This window comes from Thermosynechococcus sp. FA-CM-4201 (assembly GCF_054689355.1).
Map to the genome: position 1 here is coordinate 1,859,174 of NZ_CP079920.1, position 18,552 is coordinate 1,877,725.

At 52.2% G+C, this 18,552-nt stretch carries 22 protein-coding genes, 1 tRNA gene and 1 pseudogene; 12 read left to right on the forward strand and 12 right to left on the reverse strand.

Going from position 1 to position 18,552, the window contains the following annotated elements; all coding sequences use genetic code 11:
- Positions 1-9: 9 nt before the first annotated feature.
- The 4 genes from KV190_RS09045 to menB all read right to left on the reverse strand — a co-directional run bounded on the left by KV190_RS09045 (position 10) and on the right by menB (position 3,142).
- Positions 10-534 carry an SRPBCC family protein gene (locus KV190_RS09045; protein WP_460192951.1) on the reverse strand — a complete coding sequence of 175 codons (525 nt, stop codon included), beginning with the start codon at positions 532-534 and terminating at the stop codon, positions 10-12.
- Positions 535-538: 4 nt separating this feature from the next.
- The gene (locus tag KV190_RS09050; protein ID WP_460192953.1) at positions 539-1,858 is read right to left on the reverse strand and encodes a TrkA-related ion transporter; all 1,320 of its coding nucleotides are present in this window, start codon (positions 1,856-1,858) and stop codon (positions 539-541) included.
- Between the two features lie 154 nt (positions 1,859-2,012).
- Positions 2,013-2,261, reverse strand: coding sequence for a Ycf34 family protein (locus KV190_RS09055; RefSeq protein WP_149819240.1), 249 nt, complete (start codon positions 2,259-2,261; stop codon positions 2,013-2,015).
- A gap of 44 nt (positions 2,262-2,305) precedes the next feature.
- The gene (gene menB, locus KV190_RS09060) at positions 2,306-3,142 is read right to left on the reverse strand and encodes a 1,4-dihydroxy-2-naphthoyl-CoA synthase (RefSeq protein WP_460192955.1); all 837 of its coding nucleotides are present in this window, start codon (positions 3,140-3,142) and stop codon (positions 2,306-2,308) included.
- Positions 3,143-3,298: 156 nt separating this feature from the next.
- Between menB and KV190_RS09065 the strand changes: the two genes are divergently transcribed.
- The 4 genes and pseudogenes from KV190_RS09065 to KV190_RS09080 all read left to right on the forward strand — a co-directional run bounded on the left by KV190_RS09065 (position 3,299) and on the right by KV190_RS09080 (position 6,660).
- Positions 3,299-5,668, forward strand: coding sequence for a dynamin family protein (locus tag KV190_RS09065; RefSeq protein ID WP_460192957.1), 2,370 nt, complete (start codon positions 3,299-3,301; stop codon positions 5,666-5,668).
- Between the two features lie 165 nt (positions 5,669-5,833).
- Positions 5,834-5,914, forward strand: a pseudogene (locus KV190_RS09070) (hypothetical protein); the annotation flags it as partial.
- A 66-nt stretch (positions 5,915-5,980) separates the two neighbouring features.
- Positions 5,981-6,310, forward strand: coding sequence for a ferredoxin (locus KV190_RS09075; RefSeq protein WP_460195260.1), 330 nt, complete (start codon positions 5,981-5,983; stop codon positions 6,308-6,310).
- A 17-nt stretch (positions 6,311-6,327) separates the two neighbouring features.
- Entirely contained in the window at positions 6,328-6,660 is a 333-nt protein-coding gene (locus KV190_RS09080) for a hypothetical protein (protein ID WP_460192958.1), read from the forward strand.
- Positions 6,661-6,709: 49 nt separating this feature from the next.
- Here the strand turns inward: KV190_RS09080 and KV190_RS09085 are convergent, their stop codons facing one another.
- Positions 6,710-6,955, reverse strand: a complete 246-nt coding sequence (locus tag KV190_RS09085; RefSeq protein WP_460192959.1) for a UPF0175 family protein — start codon at positions 6,953-6,955, stop codon at positions 6,710-6,712.
- Positions 6,956-7,006: 51 nt separating this feature from the next.
- Here KV190_RS09085 and KV190_RS09090 point away from each other — a divergent pair, with 51 nt between their 5' ends.
- Complete coding sequence (locus KV190_RS09090; protein ID WP_460192960.1) at positions 7,007-7,375, forward strand: hypothetical protein; 369 nt, start codon at positions 7,007-7,009, stop codon at positions 7,373-7,375.
- 65 nt (positions 7,376-7,440) lie between these two features.
- Here KV190_RS09090 and KV190_RS09095 read toward each other — a convergent pair whose 3' ends face one another.
- Both KV190_RS09095 and KV190_RS09100 read right to left on the reverse strand, forming a co-directional pair.
- Positions 7,441-7,932 (reverse strand): DUF3368 domain-containing protein, encoded by a 492-nt coding sequence (locus KV190_RS09095; RefSeq protein ID WP_460192961.1) that lies wholly within the window; start codon positions 7,930-7,932, stop codon positions 7,441-7,443.
- Positions 7,929-8,174, reverse strand: a complete 246-nt coding sequence (locus tag KV190_RS09100; protein WP_460192962.1) for a UPF0175 family protein — start codon at positions 8,172-8,174, stop codon at positions 7,929-7,931. Before KV190_RS09100 ends, KV190_RS09095 begins: the two co-directional genes overlap by 4 nt.
- Positions 8,175-8,571: 397 nt before the next feature.
- Between KV190_RS09100 and pcrA the strand changes: the two genes are divergently transcribed.
- The 5 genes from pcrA to rpmB all read left to right on the forward strand — a co-directional run bounded on the left by pcrA (position 8,572) and on the right by rpmB (position 12,625).
- Positions 8,572-10,899 (forward strand): DNA helicase PcrA, encoded by a 2,328-nt coding sequence (pcrA, locus tag KV190_RS09105; protein ID WP_460192964.1) that lies wholly within the window; start codon positions 8,572-8,574, stop codon positions 10,897-10,899.
- A 128-nt stretch (positions 10,900-11,027) separates the two neighbouring features.
- The gene (locus KV190_RS09110) at positions 11,028-11,462 is read left to right on the forward strand and encodes a hypothetical protein (protein WP_460192965.1); all 435 of its coding nucleotides are present in this window, start codon (positions 11,028-11,030) and stop codon (positions 11,460-11,462) included.
- Positions 11,463-11,525: 63 nt separating this feature from the next.
- Positions 11,526-11,609, forward strand: a tRNA-Leu gene (locus tag KV190_RS09115).
- 59 nt (positions 11,610-11,668) lie between these two features.
- Positions 11,669-12,307 (forward strand): LON peptidase substrate-binding domain-containing protein, encoded by a 639-nt coding sequence (locus KV190_RS09120; RefSeq protein WP_149819234.1) that lies wholly within the window; start codon positions 11,669-11,671, stop codon positions 12,305-12,307.
- 81 nt (positions 12,308-12,388) lie between these two features.
- Positions 12,389-12,625 carry a 50S ribosomal protein L28 gene (gene rpmB / locus KV190_RS09125; RefSeq protein WP_024125479.1) on the forward strand — a complete coding sequence of 79 codons (237 nt, stop codon included), beginning with the start codon at positions 12,389-12,391 and terminating at the stop codon, positions 12,623-12,625.
- Positions 12,626-12,639: 14 nt separating this feature from the next.
- Here rpmB and KV190_RS09130 read toward each other — a convergent pair whose 3' ends face one another.
- Together KV190_RS09130 and psb27 are read right to left on the reverse strand one after the other, a co-directional pair.
- A complete protein-coding gene (locus KV190_RS09130; RefSeq protein WP_460192967.1) occupies positions 12,640-13,350 on the reverse strand; it encodes a M15 family metallopeptidase in 711 nt (236 codons plus the stop codon).
- 5 nt (positions 13,351-13,355) lie between these two features.
- Entirely contained in the window at positions 13,356-13,760 is a 405-nt protein-coding gene (gene psb27 / locus KV190_RS09135) for a photosystem II protein Psb27 (protein ID WP_460192968.1), read from the reverse strand.
- Between the two features lie 147 nt (positions 13,761-13,907).
- On the opposite strand from psb27, the gene KV190_RS09140 reads away from it, so the two are divergent.
- Positions 13,908-14,558: an IS607 family transposase gene (locus KV190_RS09140; protein ID WP_460192969.1), complete on the forward strand. Its 651-nt coding sequence runs from the start codon at positions 13,908-13,910 to the stop codon at positions 14,556-14,558.
- Positions 14,559-14,669: 111 nt separating this feature from the next.
- Positions 14,670-15,212 carry an NADAR family protein gene (locus KV190_RS09145; protein ID WP_460192970.1) on the forward strand — a complete coding sequence of 181 codons (543 nt, stop codon included), beginning with the start codon at positions 14,670-14,672 and terminating at the stop codon, positions 15,210-15,212.
- Here the strand turns inward: KV190_RS09145 and mutL are convergent.
- From mutL to isiD, 3 genes are read right to left on the reverse strand one after another with little or no spacing between them, the layout of a single operon-like run.
- Complete coding sequence (gene mutL / locus KV190_RS09150) at positions 15,154-16,788, reverse strand: DNA mismatch repair endonuclease MutL (protein ID WP_460192972.1); 1,635 nt, start codon at positions 16,786-16,788, stop codon at positions 15,154-15,156. The genes KV190_RS09145 and mutL overlap by 59 nt on opposite strands.
- On the reverse strand, positions 16,776-17,993 hold the full coding sequence (gene coaBC, locus KV190_RS09155; RefSeq protein ID WP_460192973.1) for a bifunctional phosphopantothenoylcysteine decarboxylase/phosphopantothenate--cysteine ligase CoaBC: 1,218 nt from the start codon (positions 17,991-17,993) through the stop codon (positions 16,776-16,778). The genes mutL and coaBC overlap by 13 nt, the downstream gene beginning before the upstream one ends.
- Complete coding sequence (isiD, locus tag KV190_RS09160; RefSeq protein WP_181494739.1) at positions 17,980-18,195, reverse strand: protein IsiD; 216 nt, start codon at positions 18,193-18,195, stop codon at positions 17,980-17,982. Before isiD ends, coaBC begins: the two co-directional genes overlap by 14 nt.
- Between the last annotated feature and the right edge of the window lie 357 nt (positions 18,196-18,552).

Here is an 18,552-nt window from a genome sequence, read left to right on the forward strand (position 1 = left end):
CGCGGATCGTCATCCTTCAGCACGCAAAAATGCTGCGACACTGGCTGCCAACTGCTGAAAATTCGGTTCGATGCGTTGACCGAGATACTCCTCCACAGCGCGAGCAATCATGCCAGCTAGGAAGGAGGGTACCCCCGGAATCCGTTTTGGATCAATGCGTAGATGACCTCGGCTGGTGATAATTGTTGAGTCACCCACAGCAATGAATTGATTTTCCCCTTGGCAGTCAATTGCCTCGGTAAAGGCATGGGGCGCAATACGCCAGCGGGTGAGATAGTCGCGATCGTCCCAATGGGTGTAGTCCGTCCATGAGAGCATCGCCTCACTCAGGAGTGCCCGTGCTGCTGCTGGAATTTCCCCGCCACCATGCCAGACGAGAACCATTTCTAGGGCTTCAGGCTGTTCCTTGCGCTCTTGCACTTCAATTTCACGGACATTGGGCATCCAGTTTACCAGCTCCGGCAGGCGATCGCGATAGGTACGATAGACGTGCTCGCGGGGAAAAGGTAATTCTACTTGCGAGGAAATTTCCATCACTCTATCCCCACTGTGGACACTGCCGCGCAATCACCACCACGTAATCTCCCACCTGCAACTCATAGTTCATCGGTGGATTAATATACGTCTGGCGACGCCCCTCAATGCGACGTTCCACGGCTATTAGGAGCGCATCGTACTGCTCCTTAAGATGTCGTTGCGCATACCAAAAGGTTTTGCCTGCCAGCGTTGACGGCAAAGGCAGCCGATAAAATTGGTTTCCCACTTGTACCGTCAGCAATTCTGCAAAAACATCCATTGCCCCTTGATTGCGTACGGCATTGCCAATCAGGTGACCCGCCATTTCATCAGCCACCACCACATCTTCCACCCCTGCCGCCTGAAGTTGCACATTGTTATTGCGATCCAAAAGCTGCGCACAGGTGTAAATCGTTGGATTGAGTTTTTCCATGGTCAGCGCAGCAAGAACCGTTCGGGCATCGCGGTCTTGATCACTGCGGGGCTGGCTGGTATCCGCCAAGAGAATGGCACGGGAGGCGTGGTAAATCTGCACCTTCTCTAAAACGTCAATGCGGGTATAGTCTCCCGAATAAAAGTAGAGGCGATTTTGATCTACTCTCCGCAACTCACTCAAGGGCAACTGTTCAAGTTCAGCAACAATGACAATCGGCGCATGGCGGGTTTGGGGATCGGTTTGCAACTCCTCCAACACCAAGGGGGCACTGCGGTTCCAGCCACAGAGAATAATGTGGTTGCGCAACTCATCCAAGTCAAAGTTCTTAATGCTCATGACCGACTGCAACCGCTGCACCATGAAGGCAGACACCACCCCTGTAAACACTGCAAACAAAGTCAGCCCCGACAAAACGACCACTAGGGTAATGATCCGCCCGGTGTGGGTTTGGGGATAGGCACCAATGGGTTCGGCAGACACTAAGGAAAAGAAACTGTACCACAGGGCATCCCCAAGGGTCTCGATGTCTGGGTTTGAGGTTCCTTCGATAATATAAAAAGCCAGTCCCCCAAAGAGCATGATCAACACAATGATTAACAGTGCGGAAATTTGGGCACCGTAGAGGCCAGAAATCTGGGGGGAAATGTAGTGCAGGTTGCGGTTAATCAGAATCGAGGCGCGGGGCAGACGCAGCAGCGGTAGCAAACGAAACAGGGGCCACTGGGGCGGCATCGGTAAAATCGCGACTAGATCAAGCCAGTAGTGGCGGAAAAATCGTTGCTTTTTGCGGGCGATCGCAAAGCGTAGGAATAACTCAACAACAAAGCACAGCCGTAGGGGTAAATCCGCCAGCATCACAAAAAAATTAGGGTGGCCGGGCTGTACCCAGAAAAGATCGACCACCACTAAAAGTACCCACATTAAGATCAAAACCAACAGGCTGATTTCTACCTGTGGTGAGTGCAGAAATAGATCAAGCTGTTGTCTCAGCCGGCTTTGTCCCATGAGTGCCGCTAGAAAAGAACATCAAATTGGCGCGATCGCCGGCTAACAATCAGATTTAGGTGGGAATCAATTCTCCCGGACGCAGTTTTGCCCACCGTCCCTGTTCTTCGACGAAACTGGCACAACCAACCACATCCCACTCCAATAGAATTTCTTCCCCTTGGGTACGAATGTTGATATTGATCGTCGGCTCAATTGGGTCAAAGTCTGGTGTGAGGGTCAGATGGGGCTGTTGGTGCTGCTCCTCAACCGCATAGTATGTGGTACAGCGATCCACAAGGGCGCAGTTAACACAGATACACATGGCGAACTCTCCCAATGCCACATGCTCCTACTTTAGCGCATTCCTTAGGGTCGCCAAGGAAACTGCTGAAAGTTGGGGGGGCGTTTTTCTAAAAAGGCGGTCTTGCCCTCGGCACTCTCTTGGGTGAGGTAGTACAGCAGCGTTGCATTGCCGGCTAATTCCTGTAGGCCGGCTTGACCATCACAATCGGCATTAAAGGCCGCCTTCAAGCAGCGAATGGCTAAGGGACTTTTGGTGAGAATTTCTTGCGCCCAGCGGATCCCCTCAGCCTCCAGCTCCTCAACGGGGACAACGGTATTGACCAAGCCCATCGCTAGGGCTTCCTGAGCCGTATATTGCCGACAGAGAAACCAAATTTCACGGGCTTTTTTCTGGCCAACAATGCGGGCAAGATAACTCGCACCAAACCCTGCATCAAAACTACCCACCCGTGGCCCCGTTTGACCAAAAATGGCATTCTCAGCAGCAATGGTGAGGTCACAGACCAAATGCAGCACATGGCCACCGCCAATGGCATAGCCGGCCACAAGGGCAATCACCACCTTTGGGAGGGAGCGAATTTGCCGTTGCAGATCCAGCACATTCAGCCGTGCTACCCCCTGATCATCCAGATAGCCTGCCTCACCGCGAATACTTTGATCACCACCCGCACAAAAGGCATACTTACCATCGGTGTGGGGGCCTGCCCCAGTAAGCAAGACAACGCCTATCGTGGGATCGTTGCGGGCATCCTCAAAGGCTTGACTCATTTCAACAATGGTTTGGGGACGAAAGGCATTGCGCTTGTGGGGACGGTTAATCGTAATTTTGGCAATGCCCGTCGTTTTGTGGTAGAGGATGTCAGTGTAGTTGTGAACCTGCTGCCAGTGGACGCTGTCCATAAGAGTGCGATCAGTAGGATGGATTCTCATTCTACCCTGAGGGGTTCTCGGGTTTAGATGGGGGAAAAATCGCAAAAAAAATTAACATCCACCACCTAGGGGAGGCAAGAAAAGCTATGTTAGGCTGTTGCTGACAATAGTTTGTGCTTCTTTGCTATGAGCGACCTCCTCAATACCTGCCCCAATTTGCAAGCGGATTGCGATCGCCTTCTTGAGCTGTTGAACGCCGAACCCAAGCTGCGCTCCTTTGATATTACGCCGGTTCAAACTTCCCTACGCAAGGCGGTTTCGCCGACGTTTGAAATTGTTTTTGCGGGGCCTTTTAGTGCTGGCAAATCCATGCTCATTAATGCGCTGTTGGAGCGCGAACTGCTCTATAGTGCCCAAGGTCACGCAACGGGAACGATTTGCCGTGTCGCCTATGCTGAACCCGATCGCGAGCGAGCCGTTTTGACGTTTTACACTGAAGGGGAAATTCAAAAACAAGTCACGGATATTAGCGATCGCCTGCGGTTGGGACGCAACATTGATATTAATAATCCCAGTTCGATTCAAGAGGCGATTCAATTTGCCAACCAAATTATTGAACAGGAGGGGGGCGAGGGGCGCTCCCAACGGGCACGGGAAGCCAATGGTCTAAAATTGCTGCTCCAAGGCCGCCAACAAAATGCTGCCCATATTCATCCCACAGTGAATAATTCCTTCTCGATGGATGGCTTGGGCTTTGGCACGATCGCGGAAGCATCGGAATATGCCCGTCAAGGCTCCAATAGTGCCGTTCTCAAAAAAATTGAGTACTACTGCCACCATCCCCTGCTTGCGGGAGGCAATGTTCTGATTGATACCCCTGGCATTGATGCGCCCATCAAGGAGCACGCTGAGCTAGCCTATCGCTGTATCAATGATCCCGAAGCCTCAGCCGTCATTGTTGTTTATCAAATTGCTGCCTCTGGGGAAATTATTCAGGAGGAAATTGAGCTACTGGAAAATATCAAGAACAATCCGGGGCTGCGCGATCGCGTGTTTCATGTGATCAACCGCATTGATCAAACGTGGTTTGATGCCGATTTGCGCGAGAAGGTCAACAATACAATTGCCAAGTCCTTTTACTCACCCCCGGATCGCGTTTATCGCACCAGTGGCCTCTTGGGCTTTTATGGTAGTCAGTTGCTCAAATGTAGCGATCGCGATCGCTATGGGCTAGACTCTATTTTCGCCAATGAAATCAGCAAGCTCAAGCAACGCACCGATGCTCCGAAATTTATCTCCGAGTTTCTGCGCTACTGTATTTTCTCCTACAAACTGCCCAGCAAGTTTCGCATTCAACTGGACACGGACAAAACGCCCCTTGAAAGCTATGAACTGATTTTGCAACGCTATGGCCACGAACTGATCCAACACATGATTAAAGATAGCGAAGTGGAAATTTTCCGCAGTGACATCAGCCGCTATCTACGGGAGGAAAAGTACCCGCAACTGTTGGAGCAATTGGTCAGCGATCTGCAAAATGTCTGCATTAACCTCAGCAATTTATATCAGCCAGAACTCCATGAGCTAAAACAGCAACCCAATGACATTGAAGCCCTCAAGCAGACGAAGCTTCTCGATCTCAGCCAAGAACTGAAAACCGCTGGGGATGAGTTTTATCGGCATATTGACCAATTTCTCAATCGTATCAAGGGCGGCCAGTCTCCAGAGGCAGAGCAGGATTATAAACGGCTGAAAAATAACCTTGTCACTTCCCTCGAGCAGCTCCTGCGCCAGTTCTCCGTGGCCACGATTTATCAACAGGCCCTTGATAGTCATCCCACCAACTCCGTTGTTCCCGTCATGGGGATTTTGGCGGAGGCCTTCTATTACTTGGCCAATGGCCTTAAGAAAACCCTCGTCGAGTCTTCCCAAGAGGTGATCAAAAATCTCTTTAAGCAGTTGAGGCGGGAGATTTATCAGCAGCCCTACTATCGCGAACTCTTTCGCCTGCTGGGGAATGACAGCGGCATTGATCAAATGTTGGCCAAGCTAGAGGAGGAGGTACTGATTAGTATTACGACGGTGGCACGCATTGAGTGCGATCGCTATGTGCGGGAGCGCGAGGATTTCTACCACGATACCCAAGGGGTGATGAAACTGCGGGAGGTACTGCGCAAAGCCTGCAATACCTTTGATGCTTCAAGTATGTTTGAGGCGGAAACGGAACTGCGGGAACTCCTGAAAATGGACTTTGTCCACAAGATCAAGAAAACGATTGAAGTGACCTATCGAGCCGCGATCGCCACCGCCATTACAGAGCCTCTCCTCACTGCCGCCAAACAACATAGCCAAGAGATTCTCCAACAACAGCAACAGGCACGGGAGCACCTTGGCAAAACCCTAGAAAAAGAAGCGGCTGAAAGTATTGAGCGCAATATCGCCAAACTCAAGGAACTAGAGGCCAAGATTGCCATGTACAACGAGGCGGTCACGGGCATTAACCGCTGCCTCGAACAACAGGGGCGCGATCGCCAGAAACTTCCCCTGATTCTCTAAGCTAGGAACGAGACGCAAGCAATGACCAGTCCCCCATTTTCGCCAAAAGATGCAGTGTTCCGCCTCTCCCAACCCAATCAACTGTGGGAGCATCAATTCGGCTCCGTGGCTACGGGTGCAGACCTGCAAACATTGCCCTTGACGCATCCCCTTGTCCAACAACTCATGCAGACAGGCATCCCCTGTGAGATGATGTCGCCCCAAACCCAAGGCTGGCAGGAGGGTCACCTGCGACTGCGACTGGAGTTGGTTTTTGAACCCAATGCCCCTACTGAAGCCAATGAAGTGACTGCTCGCAGCGCCCCATCTAACCTGACGGTTCCCCTTGAACCCAGTTTTCAGCGAGTCTACACCTATGCAGTTACCTTGGTGCATCCCAATGGCGATCGCGTCACCATCCGCGTTCCAGAGGATGAGTACATTCTCGACATTGCTGAAGAATTGGGATTAGACTTGCCTTTTTCCTGCAAAGCTGGTGCTTGCTCAACCTGTGCCGGCCGCTTGCTAGAGGGAGAGGTGGATCAGTCAGATCAGTCCTTTCTGGATGACGATCAAATTGATGCAGGATTCGTCTTAACCTGCGTTGCTTACCCCCGCAGTGATTGTGTTATCTTAACCCATCAAGAAGAAGAGCTTGATTGAATTCCTAGGAGAAGTTTGTGTCAACCCGTCCCCGTTTATTATCCCCTGATGAAGTGATTCGCTTTAAGACACAGGGTGTTGATACCGAAGATCAAAATTCCGCTAATCTGGTGCAGGGCTACCGCAATGGCAACGATATTGCCTACGTTAAGCAACTAATGCGCGAAATGACCAGTTCATCTGAAAGAGTAAAATACCTTGCCGATGGCTGCGCTGTAGAAGTCGTGTTCTTGGATAAAACGGGCTGGCACCGAGGCAAGCTGAAACTGGAGTTGATCTTTTATCCAGAGGAGCCACAGCCGCAACCCGTCCCAAGTCGCAACGAAACGCTGGATTTTCTCTCCTCGTAAATTTTAATAGCGATTAGGTAAAGAATCGGCGACGTATGACTGACGACGATCATCGCCAATCGTTTGCCTCTAGTGTTCTCAGGTCTTGCCGAAAGTCTTCAGCATCGTAATGGATAGGAATTTTGCGACTACCTAATATGCGCTGAAACTCCAGTTGACTCATTTCGGCAAACTGGCTGGCCGTGCCCAGAGTAATTTTTCCCTGCTGGAATAGTAGAATGGCAATTTCGAGTTTGAGATCAGCTTCAGTGATGTGCGCTGTTTGCAAAAACTTATCGGGAATCACTAAACTCATAATTCAAATCCCCGCAGTGATTGTGTTATCTTAACCCATCAAGCAGAAGAATTGGATGAAACACAAATGGAACAAAACAAACAGTCTGTATTGGCTGAATTTCGCTTTCTTTCCTCTGATGAAGTCATTCGATTTAGAGGCCAAGGTATTAGCTATGAAGACCAAAATTCAGCCATTTTAGTGAACAGTTGCCGCAATGGTAATGATATTACCTATGTAGAGCAAATCAAGAGGGAGATTAGCAGTCAATCTCAAACAGTCAACTACTTAGTACAAGGTTGCGCTGTAGAGGTTGTTTTGCTGGATCGAACAGGCTGGCACCGAGGCAAAGTGAAACTGGAGTTGATTTTTTATCCAGAGGAGCCACAGACCCAACCAGTGGCCACTTGCAACGAAGCGCTAGATTTACTTTCTTCGTAAATTTTGATAGCGATGATGACAGCGTTGCAAGTCTTCAAGGAGTGGATAGCATTTGCTTTCCAGTTTCATGCTGATTCGTTAACTGTGTGCAAGACCTCTGCATATAGTCGTGCATCAATCCAGAAGCCGACTTGCTCGATTAAGGCATTCAGTAGTGGTTTAACTTCTTGAATTAAGTGATTGCGCTTAGCGGCGATCAGAATACCCAAAACACCTGTGACTTGTAGCCCCACTCGCATCGCAGCCGCTCTCCCCAAACGTTCATCCATGAGGAGGCGATCAGCGTTTAACTCAACAGCTAGGGCGATCGCCTCAGCTTCACCCGGATCAAGTTCGGCTCTTAATGCACTGACAAATTGCTGATTGGTTGCAGATTGCGTTCTAATCCAGCTTAAGGTCGGCACAACCTTGGCACTGGCATCAGTGTTACCGACATTGGTAATTTCCTTGAAGACTGTTGTTGGAATCACAATTTCGTCATAGAGTTGGCGGAGCAAATTGAGATGACCAATGGTCGATAGGTAAAAAATCGGCGATGTATTACTGACCACGATCATCGCCAATCGTTTGACTCTAGCGTTTTCAGGTCTTGCCGAAAGTCTTCAACATCGTAATGGATAGGAATTTTGCGACTACCTAATATTCGCTGAAACTGCAATTGATTCATTTCGGCAAACTGGCTGGCTGTGCCCAGAGTAATTTTTCCCTGCTGGAATAGTAGAATAGCAATTTCGAGTTTGAGATCAGCTTCAGTAATGTGCGCTGTTTGCAAAAACTCATCGGGAATTACTAAACTCATAATCCAAAATTCCCTTTAATATCAGTTTTTGACACTCCCCGCACTAAAGTGGTGGGGATTCTTGAGCAGCCCAGAAATGGACGCGCAACGGCCTTGTCAAGGCGCCTCTACTGACTCCTCTCAGGTCAAGCCTGAAAGTTGCCTTTACTTTTCTATTTCATCGTTCGGGTTTTTCACCGAATTTAAGTCTCTCTATATTTTGACATACTCCCACGACTAAAGTCGCGAAGGGCGTTTCCGCCTCGCACTAAAGTGATGGGGCTACCAAGCTACCTGCTGTGTCAACTCATCGCCGTTTAATGCAGTAATGCCCGCACTACTAGCGGATCGGGGTGCCAACCCGTTGGCTGGTCATAGCAGGTATCATAAAACTTTAGGCGAATGGGCATAGCAGCAAATGAGTAGTGATTTTCTCGCAGGACTGAATCCATCACAACGGCAGGCGGTGGAGCACTATTGTGGCCCGATGTTGGTGGTGGCAGGAGCTGGTTCCGGGAAAACACGCACCCTCACCTATCGGATTGCCCATTTGATTCGCCAGCATCAGGTGGCACCAGAAAATATTTTGGCGGTGACGTTTACAAATAAGGCCGCCCGCGAAATGAAGGAGCGGATTGAAGCCCTCTTTGGCCAAGAGATGGCTCAGCAACTCTACGGGCGAGACTGGCTGGATCTCTCTCCCCTCGAACAACAGCGGGTGCGATCGCGCGTCTATCAAACGTACACCAAGCCCCTTTGGATTGGCACCTTCCACAGCCTCTGTGCCCGACTCCTGCGCTTGGAAATAGAAGCCTATCAACATCCCCAAGGCTATCGCTGGACGCGGCATTTCACCATTTTTGATGAATCGGATGTGCAAAGCCTGATTAAAGAAATTGCCACCGCGGAACTCAATCTCGATGAGCGCAAGCATGATCCGCGCGGTATCCGCTACAAAATCAGCCATGCCAAAAACCGAGGCCTAAGCCCCGATCAATTGGAGCAGGAACAGCGATCGCCTGCGGGTCGAGTGGCCGCAGAGGTTTATCGTCGCTATGAGGCAACCCTTGCCAGGAATAATGCCCTTGACTTTGATGATTTGATTTTACGAACGGTGCATCTGCTGCAACAGCACCCTGAGCGCCTTGAGTATTGGCATCAGCAGTTTCAGCACATTCTGGTGGATGAGTACCAAGACACCAACCGCACCCAATACGATCTCATTCGGCTACTGGCCACCAATGGCACTCCCCCGCAGCAGTTTCAGAATTGGAGCGATCGCTCGATTTTTGTCGTGGGCGATGTGGATCAGTCCATTTATTCATTTCGCTGCGCCGATTTCACTATCCTGATGAACTTCCAACAGGATTTTGGCGATCGCCTGCCCGATGACGATAGCCGCACAATGATCAAGCTAGAGGAAAACTATCGCTCCGTCGCCAACATTTTGCAGGCCGCCAATCATCTCATTGAGCACAACAACGAACGCATTGATAAAGTGCTGCGTCCCACCAAAGGAGAAGGCGCCCCCATTCACTGCGAGTGTTGCAACACCGAAACCGATGAAGCCTATTTTGTTGCCCGCACCATCAAAGCCCTGGGCAGTCAATCCCTCGAACCCCAATGGGGACGGTTTGCCATTCTCTACCGCACCAACGCCCAATCGCGCCCCTTTGAGGAGGCCTTAGTTCGCGCCAACATTCCCTACACCGTGGTTGGTGGTCTCAAATTCTATGAGCGCAAGGAAGTCAAGGATGTGCTCGCTTATTTGCGGCTGCTGCAAAACCCCCAAGACACCGTGAGTCTGCGGCGAATTATCAACGTGCCACGACGCGGCATTGGCAAAACCAGTTTGGATCGCCTCAGTGACGCTGCGCAAACCCTTGGCATTTCCCTGTGGGACTTAATTGCCGATACCGAATCCATGACGCCCTTGGCCGGGCGAGCTAGTCGTGCCGTGCAGCAGTTTGTGACCCTCATGACCCGCCTGCGATCGCTAGTGGACGATATTGAATTGCCTGAACTAGTGAAAACCGTGATTGAAGAAACAGGCTACCGCCGCGAACTCGAAAACGAAGGCACCGACGAAAGCCTAGAGCGACTGCAAAACCTGATGGAATTGGTCAACGCTGCCCAGCAATTTAGCGAAGAAAATGAAGGGGCAAGCCTCAGTGATTTCCTCAACAGTTCTGCCCTTGCCTCGGATTTGGATACCTTGCAGGAGGGAGAGGGGGTGGTCTCCCTAATGACCTTGCACGCTGCCAAGGGGCTAGAATTTCCCGTTGTCTTTTTGGTGGGCATGGAGCAGGGACTCTTTCCCAACTTCCGCAGTCTCAACGACCCCATGGCCCTAGAAGAAGAACGCCGCCTCTGCTATGTCGGCATTACCCGTGCCCAAGAACAGCTCTTTCTCACCTTTGCCCAAAGCCGTCGTCGCTACGGTGGCAGTGAAGATACAATTCCTTCGCAATTTTTGACGGAGCTACCCCCAGAACTGCTGACAGGGAATGTTCAACGACGCCCGAAAGTGGCCACTGTCACGAAGGTATCCCCCGCGCGGTTGAGCAAGGCTGCTGCCTCTCCTTGGCGGGTGGGCGATCGCATTCTCCATCCCGTCTATGGTGAAGGGGAAATCACCCATGTCTTTGATACCGGTCCGAAGCTCTCCTTGGCGATTCGTTTCCCACGTCGCGGCCAAAAGGTGGTGGATCCCCGGCTGACCCCCCTTGAGCGGCTGAGTTCCTAAATCGAGCGAACCGATCCGAGCTGAAGAATATGAAGTCTTATTGCAGGATGCGGCTGTTTGGGTGCCATCCACGCTTTTTGAGCGTCATGATAGGCATGAATTTATAGGAACTTCCCGTGAACAACAGCATGATTGCAGCAACCCTTCTTGCCCTCAGCGCTGGGACGCACACCTACGCAATCGCCCCCCAAGTGCCCGCAATGGTGGCTCAGCAAGCCCAACCCGCAGGAACTACCTTCTATGCTGATATGGGCGAGGGTCTATTTCGCATCAGTGGCCGCCCGAACCAAAAAGTAACGTTTATGAGCATTGCCATTGATCCCCAAAAGGTGGCGGATATCAATATGCAACTGGCGGATGGCAACTATATTGGCTTTTCGGGCAACGTCATTCAGCAGGATGCCTACAATTTGCGGATTCGCTTGACCAGTTCTGGTATGGCTGATGCCAATGGCACCCTCAATATCCGTTATGGCGGTCAGCAGTCCATTCTCAACTTGGCGGGCAATGGTCAATTGGATGGTCAGCCCTTTGTGCTCACCTTCAGAGGCAAGATGCAATAATGAGTTGACAGAACACTACCAAACCCAAGATAATAAAAGATCGCTGACCAAAATCTATCACGAGCGGAACTGGCGGAATTGGTAGACGCGCTAGATTCAGGTTCTAGTGTCCGCAAGGACTTCGGGGTTCAAGTCCCCGGTTCCGCATCCTAGGAAGCCTGCAAAGTACGGTACGATAGAAGCATTGGCTTCTGTGCGCTGTCATTATGGCTTTTTCGTCCATTGCCGTTCGCGAACTCCCCATTTTTCCCTTGCCGGATGTCGTGCTCTTTCCGGGGCGACCACTGCCACTCCACATTTTTGAATTTCGCTACCGCATCATGATGAATACGATTCTTGAGAGCGATCGCCGATTTGGCATCGTGATGTGGGATCCACAAACGGGACGGCCAGCCACGGTGGGCTGTTGTGCCGAGGTGCGTCGCTACGAACGGCTTCCCGATGACCGTATGCTCATTGATTCCTTGGGTCAGCAGCGGTTTCGCATCCTGGACTACGTGCGCGAAAAACCCTACCGCGTTGGACTGGTGGAGTGGATTGAGGATGAACCCACCAGCATTGATCTGCGCCCCTTAGCCAAGGAAGTGCGGCAACTCCTCGAGGATGTGGTGCGCCTCTCAGCAAAACTGACGGAACAACCCATGGAGCTGCCCCCGGATGTGCCCACGGCTGCCCTTGAACTGTCCTATTGGATTGCCAGTAATTTTCGCGGTGTCGCTCAGGAGCAGCAACGCCTTCTAGAGCTACAATCCACCTACGATCGCCTGCTGCGGGAAGCAGAAATTTTAACCACCACCCGCAATCACTTGGCGGCCCGCACCGTCCTCAAGGAAACCTTCAAATAGGCCGTGTCCTTCTCGGCGGAATATGTTACGCTAGAAGTCTTGGTTATTTTGCATCACATTGCCTTGCAGGGGAGAAAACCAATGAGCCGCGTTTGTCAACTGACTGGAAAAAAAGCCAATAACGCCTACGCTATTTCCCACTCCCACCGGCGGACGAAAAAACTGCAAGAAGTGAATTTGCAATGGAAACGGGTGTGGTGGCCAGAGGGCAAACGTTGGGTGCGGCTGCGCCTCTCTACCAAAGCCATTAAAACCCTTGAGCGCAAAGGCCTGAGTGCATTTGCCAAAGAAGCGGGGTTGAATCTCAACAAGCTCTAAGGGATAACCCACCCTCAAAGATCAATGCGGCCATAGCGCGCGATGATGTGCCGCTGGCCAGTTTCTTGCTGCATTTGCCAAGCCCACAACTGATCCCCTAGGGAAAAGTGCCACCACTCGTTAGGATGGCGCTGAAATCCTGCATCGCGCATTGCCTGATAGAGAATTTGGCGGCGTTGGGCAAAGCAAGCGGCATGGCTCTCTTCAGCATGGCGATCGTAAAAATCGGGAAAGGAACGTTCAGAAACTTCATCAATGGCACCCCCCATGTCCAAGGGATGGCCTGCTGGGTCAGCGAGGGTGAGATCAACGGCAGCACCGGTACTGTGGGGGGGTGGTTGCTGCGGGTCTGAACTGGGCACAGCCCAAAATTGATAAACCTGCTGCCAAATCTCGCGGGCGATCGCTGGCTCAAGTTGCTGCCCATCATACCCCCGTTCTTGACAGAGGGTAGCAAAGGTATGCGCCACCATGAACTGCTGCACCGCAATTGGACGGTAGGCATCAAAAATCGCCAGTTGCCAGCCGTAAGGCTCTAGGAACGCTTGGGCACGCTCAAGGGCAGCAATCACACCTAAGCGCAAATAGAAGGGCGAAGCCGTGCCATAGGGCGCACCAAGGCTTTGATAGGGATGGGGTTGCAGCCGCAGAAAAGCAGGCGGAATCAGCGCTAGGGGTTCCCCACACTCTGCAATAGGAATTTTGGTGTAGGGCTTATCCCCCATTGCGACTAGGACTTGGCTTCGCGATCAAGGGCAAGTTCGACTTGCTTAAATTCCTGTTCGAGGCGGGCTTTCAGCTTCTCCGGCAGGGGACGATTGGGATAAGAACTGTAATGACCCGCGAGGGAGTTCAGAGCGGTTTGCATCGTCATAAAAGAGGAGAGCGATCGCAGGGAGTCATCGCGACGATAGAGGGCAAAGAAGTCATTGAGTTTTTTGCGGGCGTCTGCTTGAGCCGCCTTCTTGTTAGGGTCATTATCCGGTAGGGCGATCGCTGCGCGCAGGCTACTGATCAGCGCAAGGGTATCTTCACGAAAATTTCCCGTTAGCCCCGTGGGCACATTAGCACAACTGGTCAGGAGCAGTGACACACTCAGGAAAAGTGCGCAAACCATCGCCCAAAAACGTTTCATATCAAACCCCAAAACAAAATTAGGTCTTAAGATACCCATGAGGCTGATCTTAGCAAGAATTGGCTACCCTAAGCCGCTTCTGTTTCTGCGAAAAGGGTTTGTAGGTAGATAGCTAAAATCTTAACGAATCTGCTAGAATCTATAAGCATGGAAAGTAGATTTGTTAAAATTGGCGTTGCGGCTAAGTTGTTGGGGGTTTCAATTGAAACCCTTCGCAAGTGGGAGAAAACTGGGGAATTAGTCCCGGATCGCAAAAGCAGGGGTGGGACTCGGTTTTACGACTCCACCAAGCTGCTAGCACTGGGAGACGCTGATAGTCCTACAGTTTGCTATGCCCGCGTTAGCAGCGATGACCAAAAAGCAGACTTGGACAGACAGCACGCCATGCTTGAAGCCTATTGCGCAGCTAAAGGTTGGCGAAGCGAGGTCATCCGAGACATGGGGTCTGGGGTGAACTACCGAAAGAAAGGCTTGCAGCAGCTTTTAGAAAAAATCCTGCGAAAGCAAATGAAGCGGTTGGTGCTAACCCACAAAGATAGGTTACTGCGTTTTGGCGCTGAATTAGTTTTTGCGCTGTGCGAGCTTCAGGGGATTGAGGTTGTCATCATCAACAAAGGCGATCAGCCTACCTTTGAAGAAGAGCTTGCTCAAGACGTTCTAGAAATTATCACCGTGTTTTCCGCCCGGTTGTACGGGTCAAGATCGAAGAAACACCGAAATCTTTTCAAAGCTTTGCAGGATGAGGCAGACAAGATTGTAGGGGCGATTGAGAATGCCACAGCGAACAGTAACAACTGAACTGCCTATTGAACTATGGCAGTTTGCCGCAGACGCTTCTGAGCTGGTAAAGCCTGCTAGAACGGAGTATCTAGCCCGTGTACTAACTGGGGTGCGGGAACGCGGTTGGCAATGACAATCTACTTTTATCGCGTCAAGGATGCCTACGGCAGTTTTTCCAATTTCTCTCCCCACGGGTTTACCCTAGAGGGCTATTACTGGCCAACAGCGGAGCACTACTACCAAGCCCATAAATTCTTTGGCACGGCCCATGAGGCCTTTGGTCATGCCATTCGCATTGCCCCGACCCCTGAAGCGGCTGCCCAACTCGGTCGCAGTGGTCGTTACCCCGTTCATCCCCAGTGGGATCAATTGAAACAGCCAGTGATGTGGCGTGCCCTTGTGGCCAAATTTACCACCCATCCCGACCTGCGGGAGCTACTCTTGGCAACTGGAGAGGAAGAATTGGTGGAGGATTCGCCGGTAGATAGCTATTGGGGCTGTGGGGGCGATCGCCAAGGGTCGAACTATCTAGGACGGCTGCTGATGCATCTGCGGCACTGTCTGCGCCAAGGGGCAGATCTCCACACCTTCACCCCTCTGCAAGATTGCCACTCTAAATGCCATGACTTTTGCCCACCACCCAATGGCGACGGAAAAAACGGGCAAGGCTAGATTCTTGCAGTTGCAGACAGATGGGGCGACCGTGGGGGCAGGTGTGGGGTTGACGGCAGCGGTACCACTGATCCACAAGGGTTTGCATTTCCGCAAGGGTGAGGGGCGTGCCGTTACGAATGGCACTGCGACAGGCCACAGCCACCTTAGCAGCAGTCAGATCCGCCACTTGGCTAAGTTCCATCAGGGCGGCCACGACATCTGGACGATCGCGCAAGAAAGCAGGAACACGGCGCACTGCCCAAAGTTGTACCCCAAAGGGGGCGATCGCTAACCCCCAGTCTTGAAAGCGTTGCACTTGGGTTTCCGTGAGGGATTCCACCAACACCGGCTGCTCTAGCTCCACCGCCTGCCAATCGGTTTCAATTTGCTCGTAAAGCACCCGTTCATGGGCAATGTGCTGCTCAATCAGCCAAATTCCCTCAGCGTGCTCAACAATAATGTAGGTATTGTGCAACTGGCCAACCACTTTCAGGCTGGGCAAGGACAGTTGAGCTGAATTGGGCGATAACAGCGTCCGATAGCGGTTTGGCGGTTCAGCCGCCTTGAGCACCTGATAGCTGCTGGTATCACTCAGGGGAATTGAGGGGCAAGCAAGGAGTTGACCAATGCGTTCTACCAAGAGGGCTTGCCATTGCTCTGGCTCCCGTAGATAGATCGTGCGCTTTTGGGGTTCTGCTGACCAATCAATCGCCGCCGGCGGTAAATGGAGATGGGCAATACACAGGGGAAAGCGCTGCCGAGGTAGGCCGCGACCAAAGGCCTCAAGAATCACCTGCTGCCACGAGGGATCACTGTGCAGTTCCACCCAACGACCATTAACTGCCACCCCTAAGCCATCGGGGCGGGGACGATGGTGGCGATCCGGCGGCGCCAAAACTAATTCAATTTGGGCATCGCTCATTTGGCGCAGATCTTGAGGATGGAGTTGCGGGATCAATTGCAGCAGGCGATCGCCCAAAGACGCCACCGCCGGCCAGTGACACCACCGTTTGCCATCCTTAAGGAGATGCCAAGCCACCTGCGGAAAACACAGGGCGATTTCCTGAAGCCGCCGCTGTACCTGTTTTGGATTCACTCCCTGCTGACGTTGCGGCCAGTCCTGAAAAATTTGCTCAGCAATGACGCGAGTCCCCACAGCCATTCCCAGAGGACGCTGGCTGCGCACTTGACCCTGGGCATCATAACTCACTTGCCAACCGCTGTCCGCCTCGCGATGGCGACTGCAAATCGTTAACTGTGCCATTTGTGCCAAACTGTGGAGGGCTTGACCGCGAAATCCCAAGGTTGTGATGTCCGCCAATTCCCCACTGGCGGGTAACTTGCTACTGGTGTAGGGGAGAGCCACTTGAGTGAGATCTGCCCAGCGAATCCCTTCGCCATTGTCTGTGACCTCAAGATGCCATGCTGAAGGGCGCCAGTGGAGGTGAATGCGACTTGCCCCGGCATCGAGGGCATTTTCCACCAGTTCTTGGACAACGGTGGCTAGGGAGTCGAGGGTTTCAGCGGCAGCGATCGCCCGCTGCATTTGCAGAGGCAAGGGGACAACCGTCAGGCCATCACTCATGGCAGCCATTCTTGGACAACATCAAAAATTTGGTGAGCCAGAATTAACTTCGGTGCCTTGGCAAGATTGCGCGATCGCCCCTGACGATCCAGCACAACGGCAGCATTCTCAACGGTGCCAAAGCCACAATCCGCTTGATCCACGGCATTCGCCACAATCAAATCCAAGCCCTTGCGTTCTAGCTTTTCGCGGGCGGGTGTCACAATATCCCCCGTTTGGGCGGCAAAACCAATCAGACGTTGGTGGGGCTGGCGCATCTGAGCCACCGCTTGCAAAATATCGGGCACTGGACTCAGGGGTAAGGCGCTAGGCAACGCCGATTTCGGGAGCTTTCCCGACCACTGTTGGGCTGGGCGGACATCGCCAACGGCGGCAGCCATCACCAGCCAATCTGCCTCTGGCCACACCTCGAGGACGGCTTTGCACATTGCTTCGCTACTGATTGCTTCAATGGCGCGGACTTGGGCTGGGATCGGCTCGGCGATCGCCCCATGAATCAACGTCACCTTCGCACCGCGATGCAGGGCTGCCCTTGCTAGAGCGATCCCCATTTTTCCTGTGGCTGGATTACCAATGAAGCGCACCGCATCCCAGTATTCACGGGTGCCCCCGGCGGTAATCAGCAGATGCTTGCCAGCTAAGTCTCGCTGGCCGTGGGTATAGGCCAAGGAGTCCAAATAGGCCATGATTTCCTGCGGCGCCGCCATTCGTCCCACACCGACGCTGTCACAGGCCAAGCGGCCATAGGCGGGAGGTAAGCAATGATAACGGGGCTGTTGTTGCAGTTGTTGCCAATGGGCTTGTACCGTCGGCTGCTCCCACATGGTCGTGTTCATGGCCGGTGCCACCAAGATCGGCATTTGGGAGGCCAGCACCGTACTGGTGAGTAGGTTATCCGCCAAACCCAGCACCAGCTTCGCCAACGTATTGGCCGTGAGGGGAGCAATCAACATCAGTGTTGCCGTTTCCGCCAGTTCAATATGCAGGGGTCGCGGCGCTTGGGGATGCCAAAAATCCGCATCCGTGAATACCGATCGCCGGCACAGGGTCGAAAGGGTCAACGGCGTAATGAACTGCGAGGCAGTCTCTGAAAGGATAGCAGACACCTGCCACCCCGCCTTTACCTGCGCAGAGATCACATCACAGATTTTATAGGCAGCAATGCCACCCCCCACCCCCACCAGCAAATGGGGAACTGTTCTAGGACTCGTCAAAGGCCTCTAAATCAAGAAGGTACAAATAGGGTTCCACTAGCTCCGGTCGCTGAAAGGCAATGGAGCGCAGCAGATGCCAATCCTCAAGGGCGGCAAAGGGCGTATCGTAATCATCTTCCTCAAGCCGCCGTGCCAAGGCAGCCACATCTTGGGGGGTTAGATGGTTGATATATTCCTGCGAATAATGATGCGTTGCTTGCATAACCCCTCCTGCATGACGCCTAGAGAGCACAGCCCCTTTCAATAGGGATGAAACACACTCAACAAAGAGCTGTAAACCTACTATTCAGATTATATCCCTTGTTGACGACTCCCCGACCTTATGGGGATTCAGGAGATGACAAGCCTACAGCTTGTTCCGTTAGACTAGAGTCGATGTTGAATTCATCTAGCGGTCGTGCGATCGCAGGCCGCACCGAGGGAACAATCCAGAATTGTGAGGAGTTGTCTGAGGACCCTAAGGTATTTTGAAACATGCCCAACCCCCGATTCTTAAGATGGACGGCTCTGTTGAGCCTTGGTGCAGCCACAGTAGTTTTCGTGGATTTGGGGTTGGCGG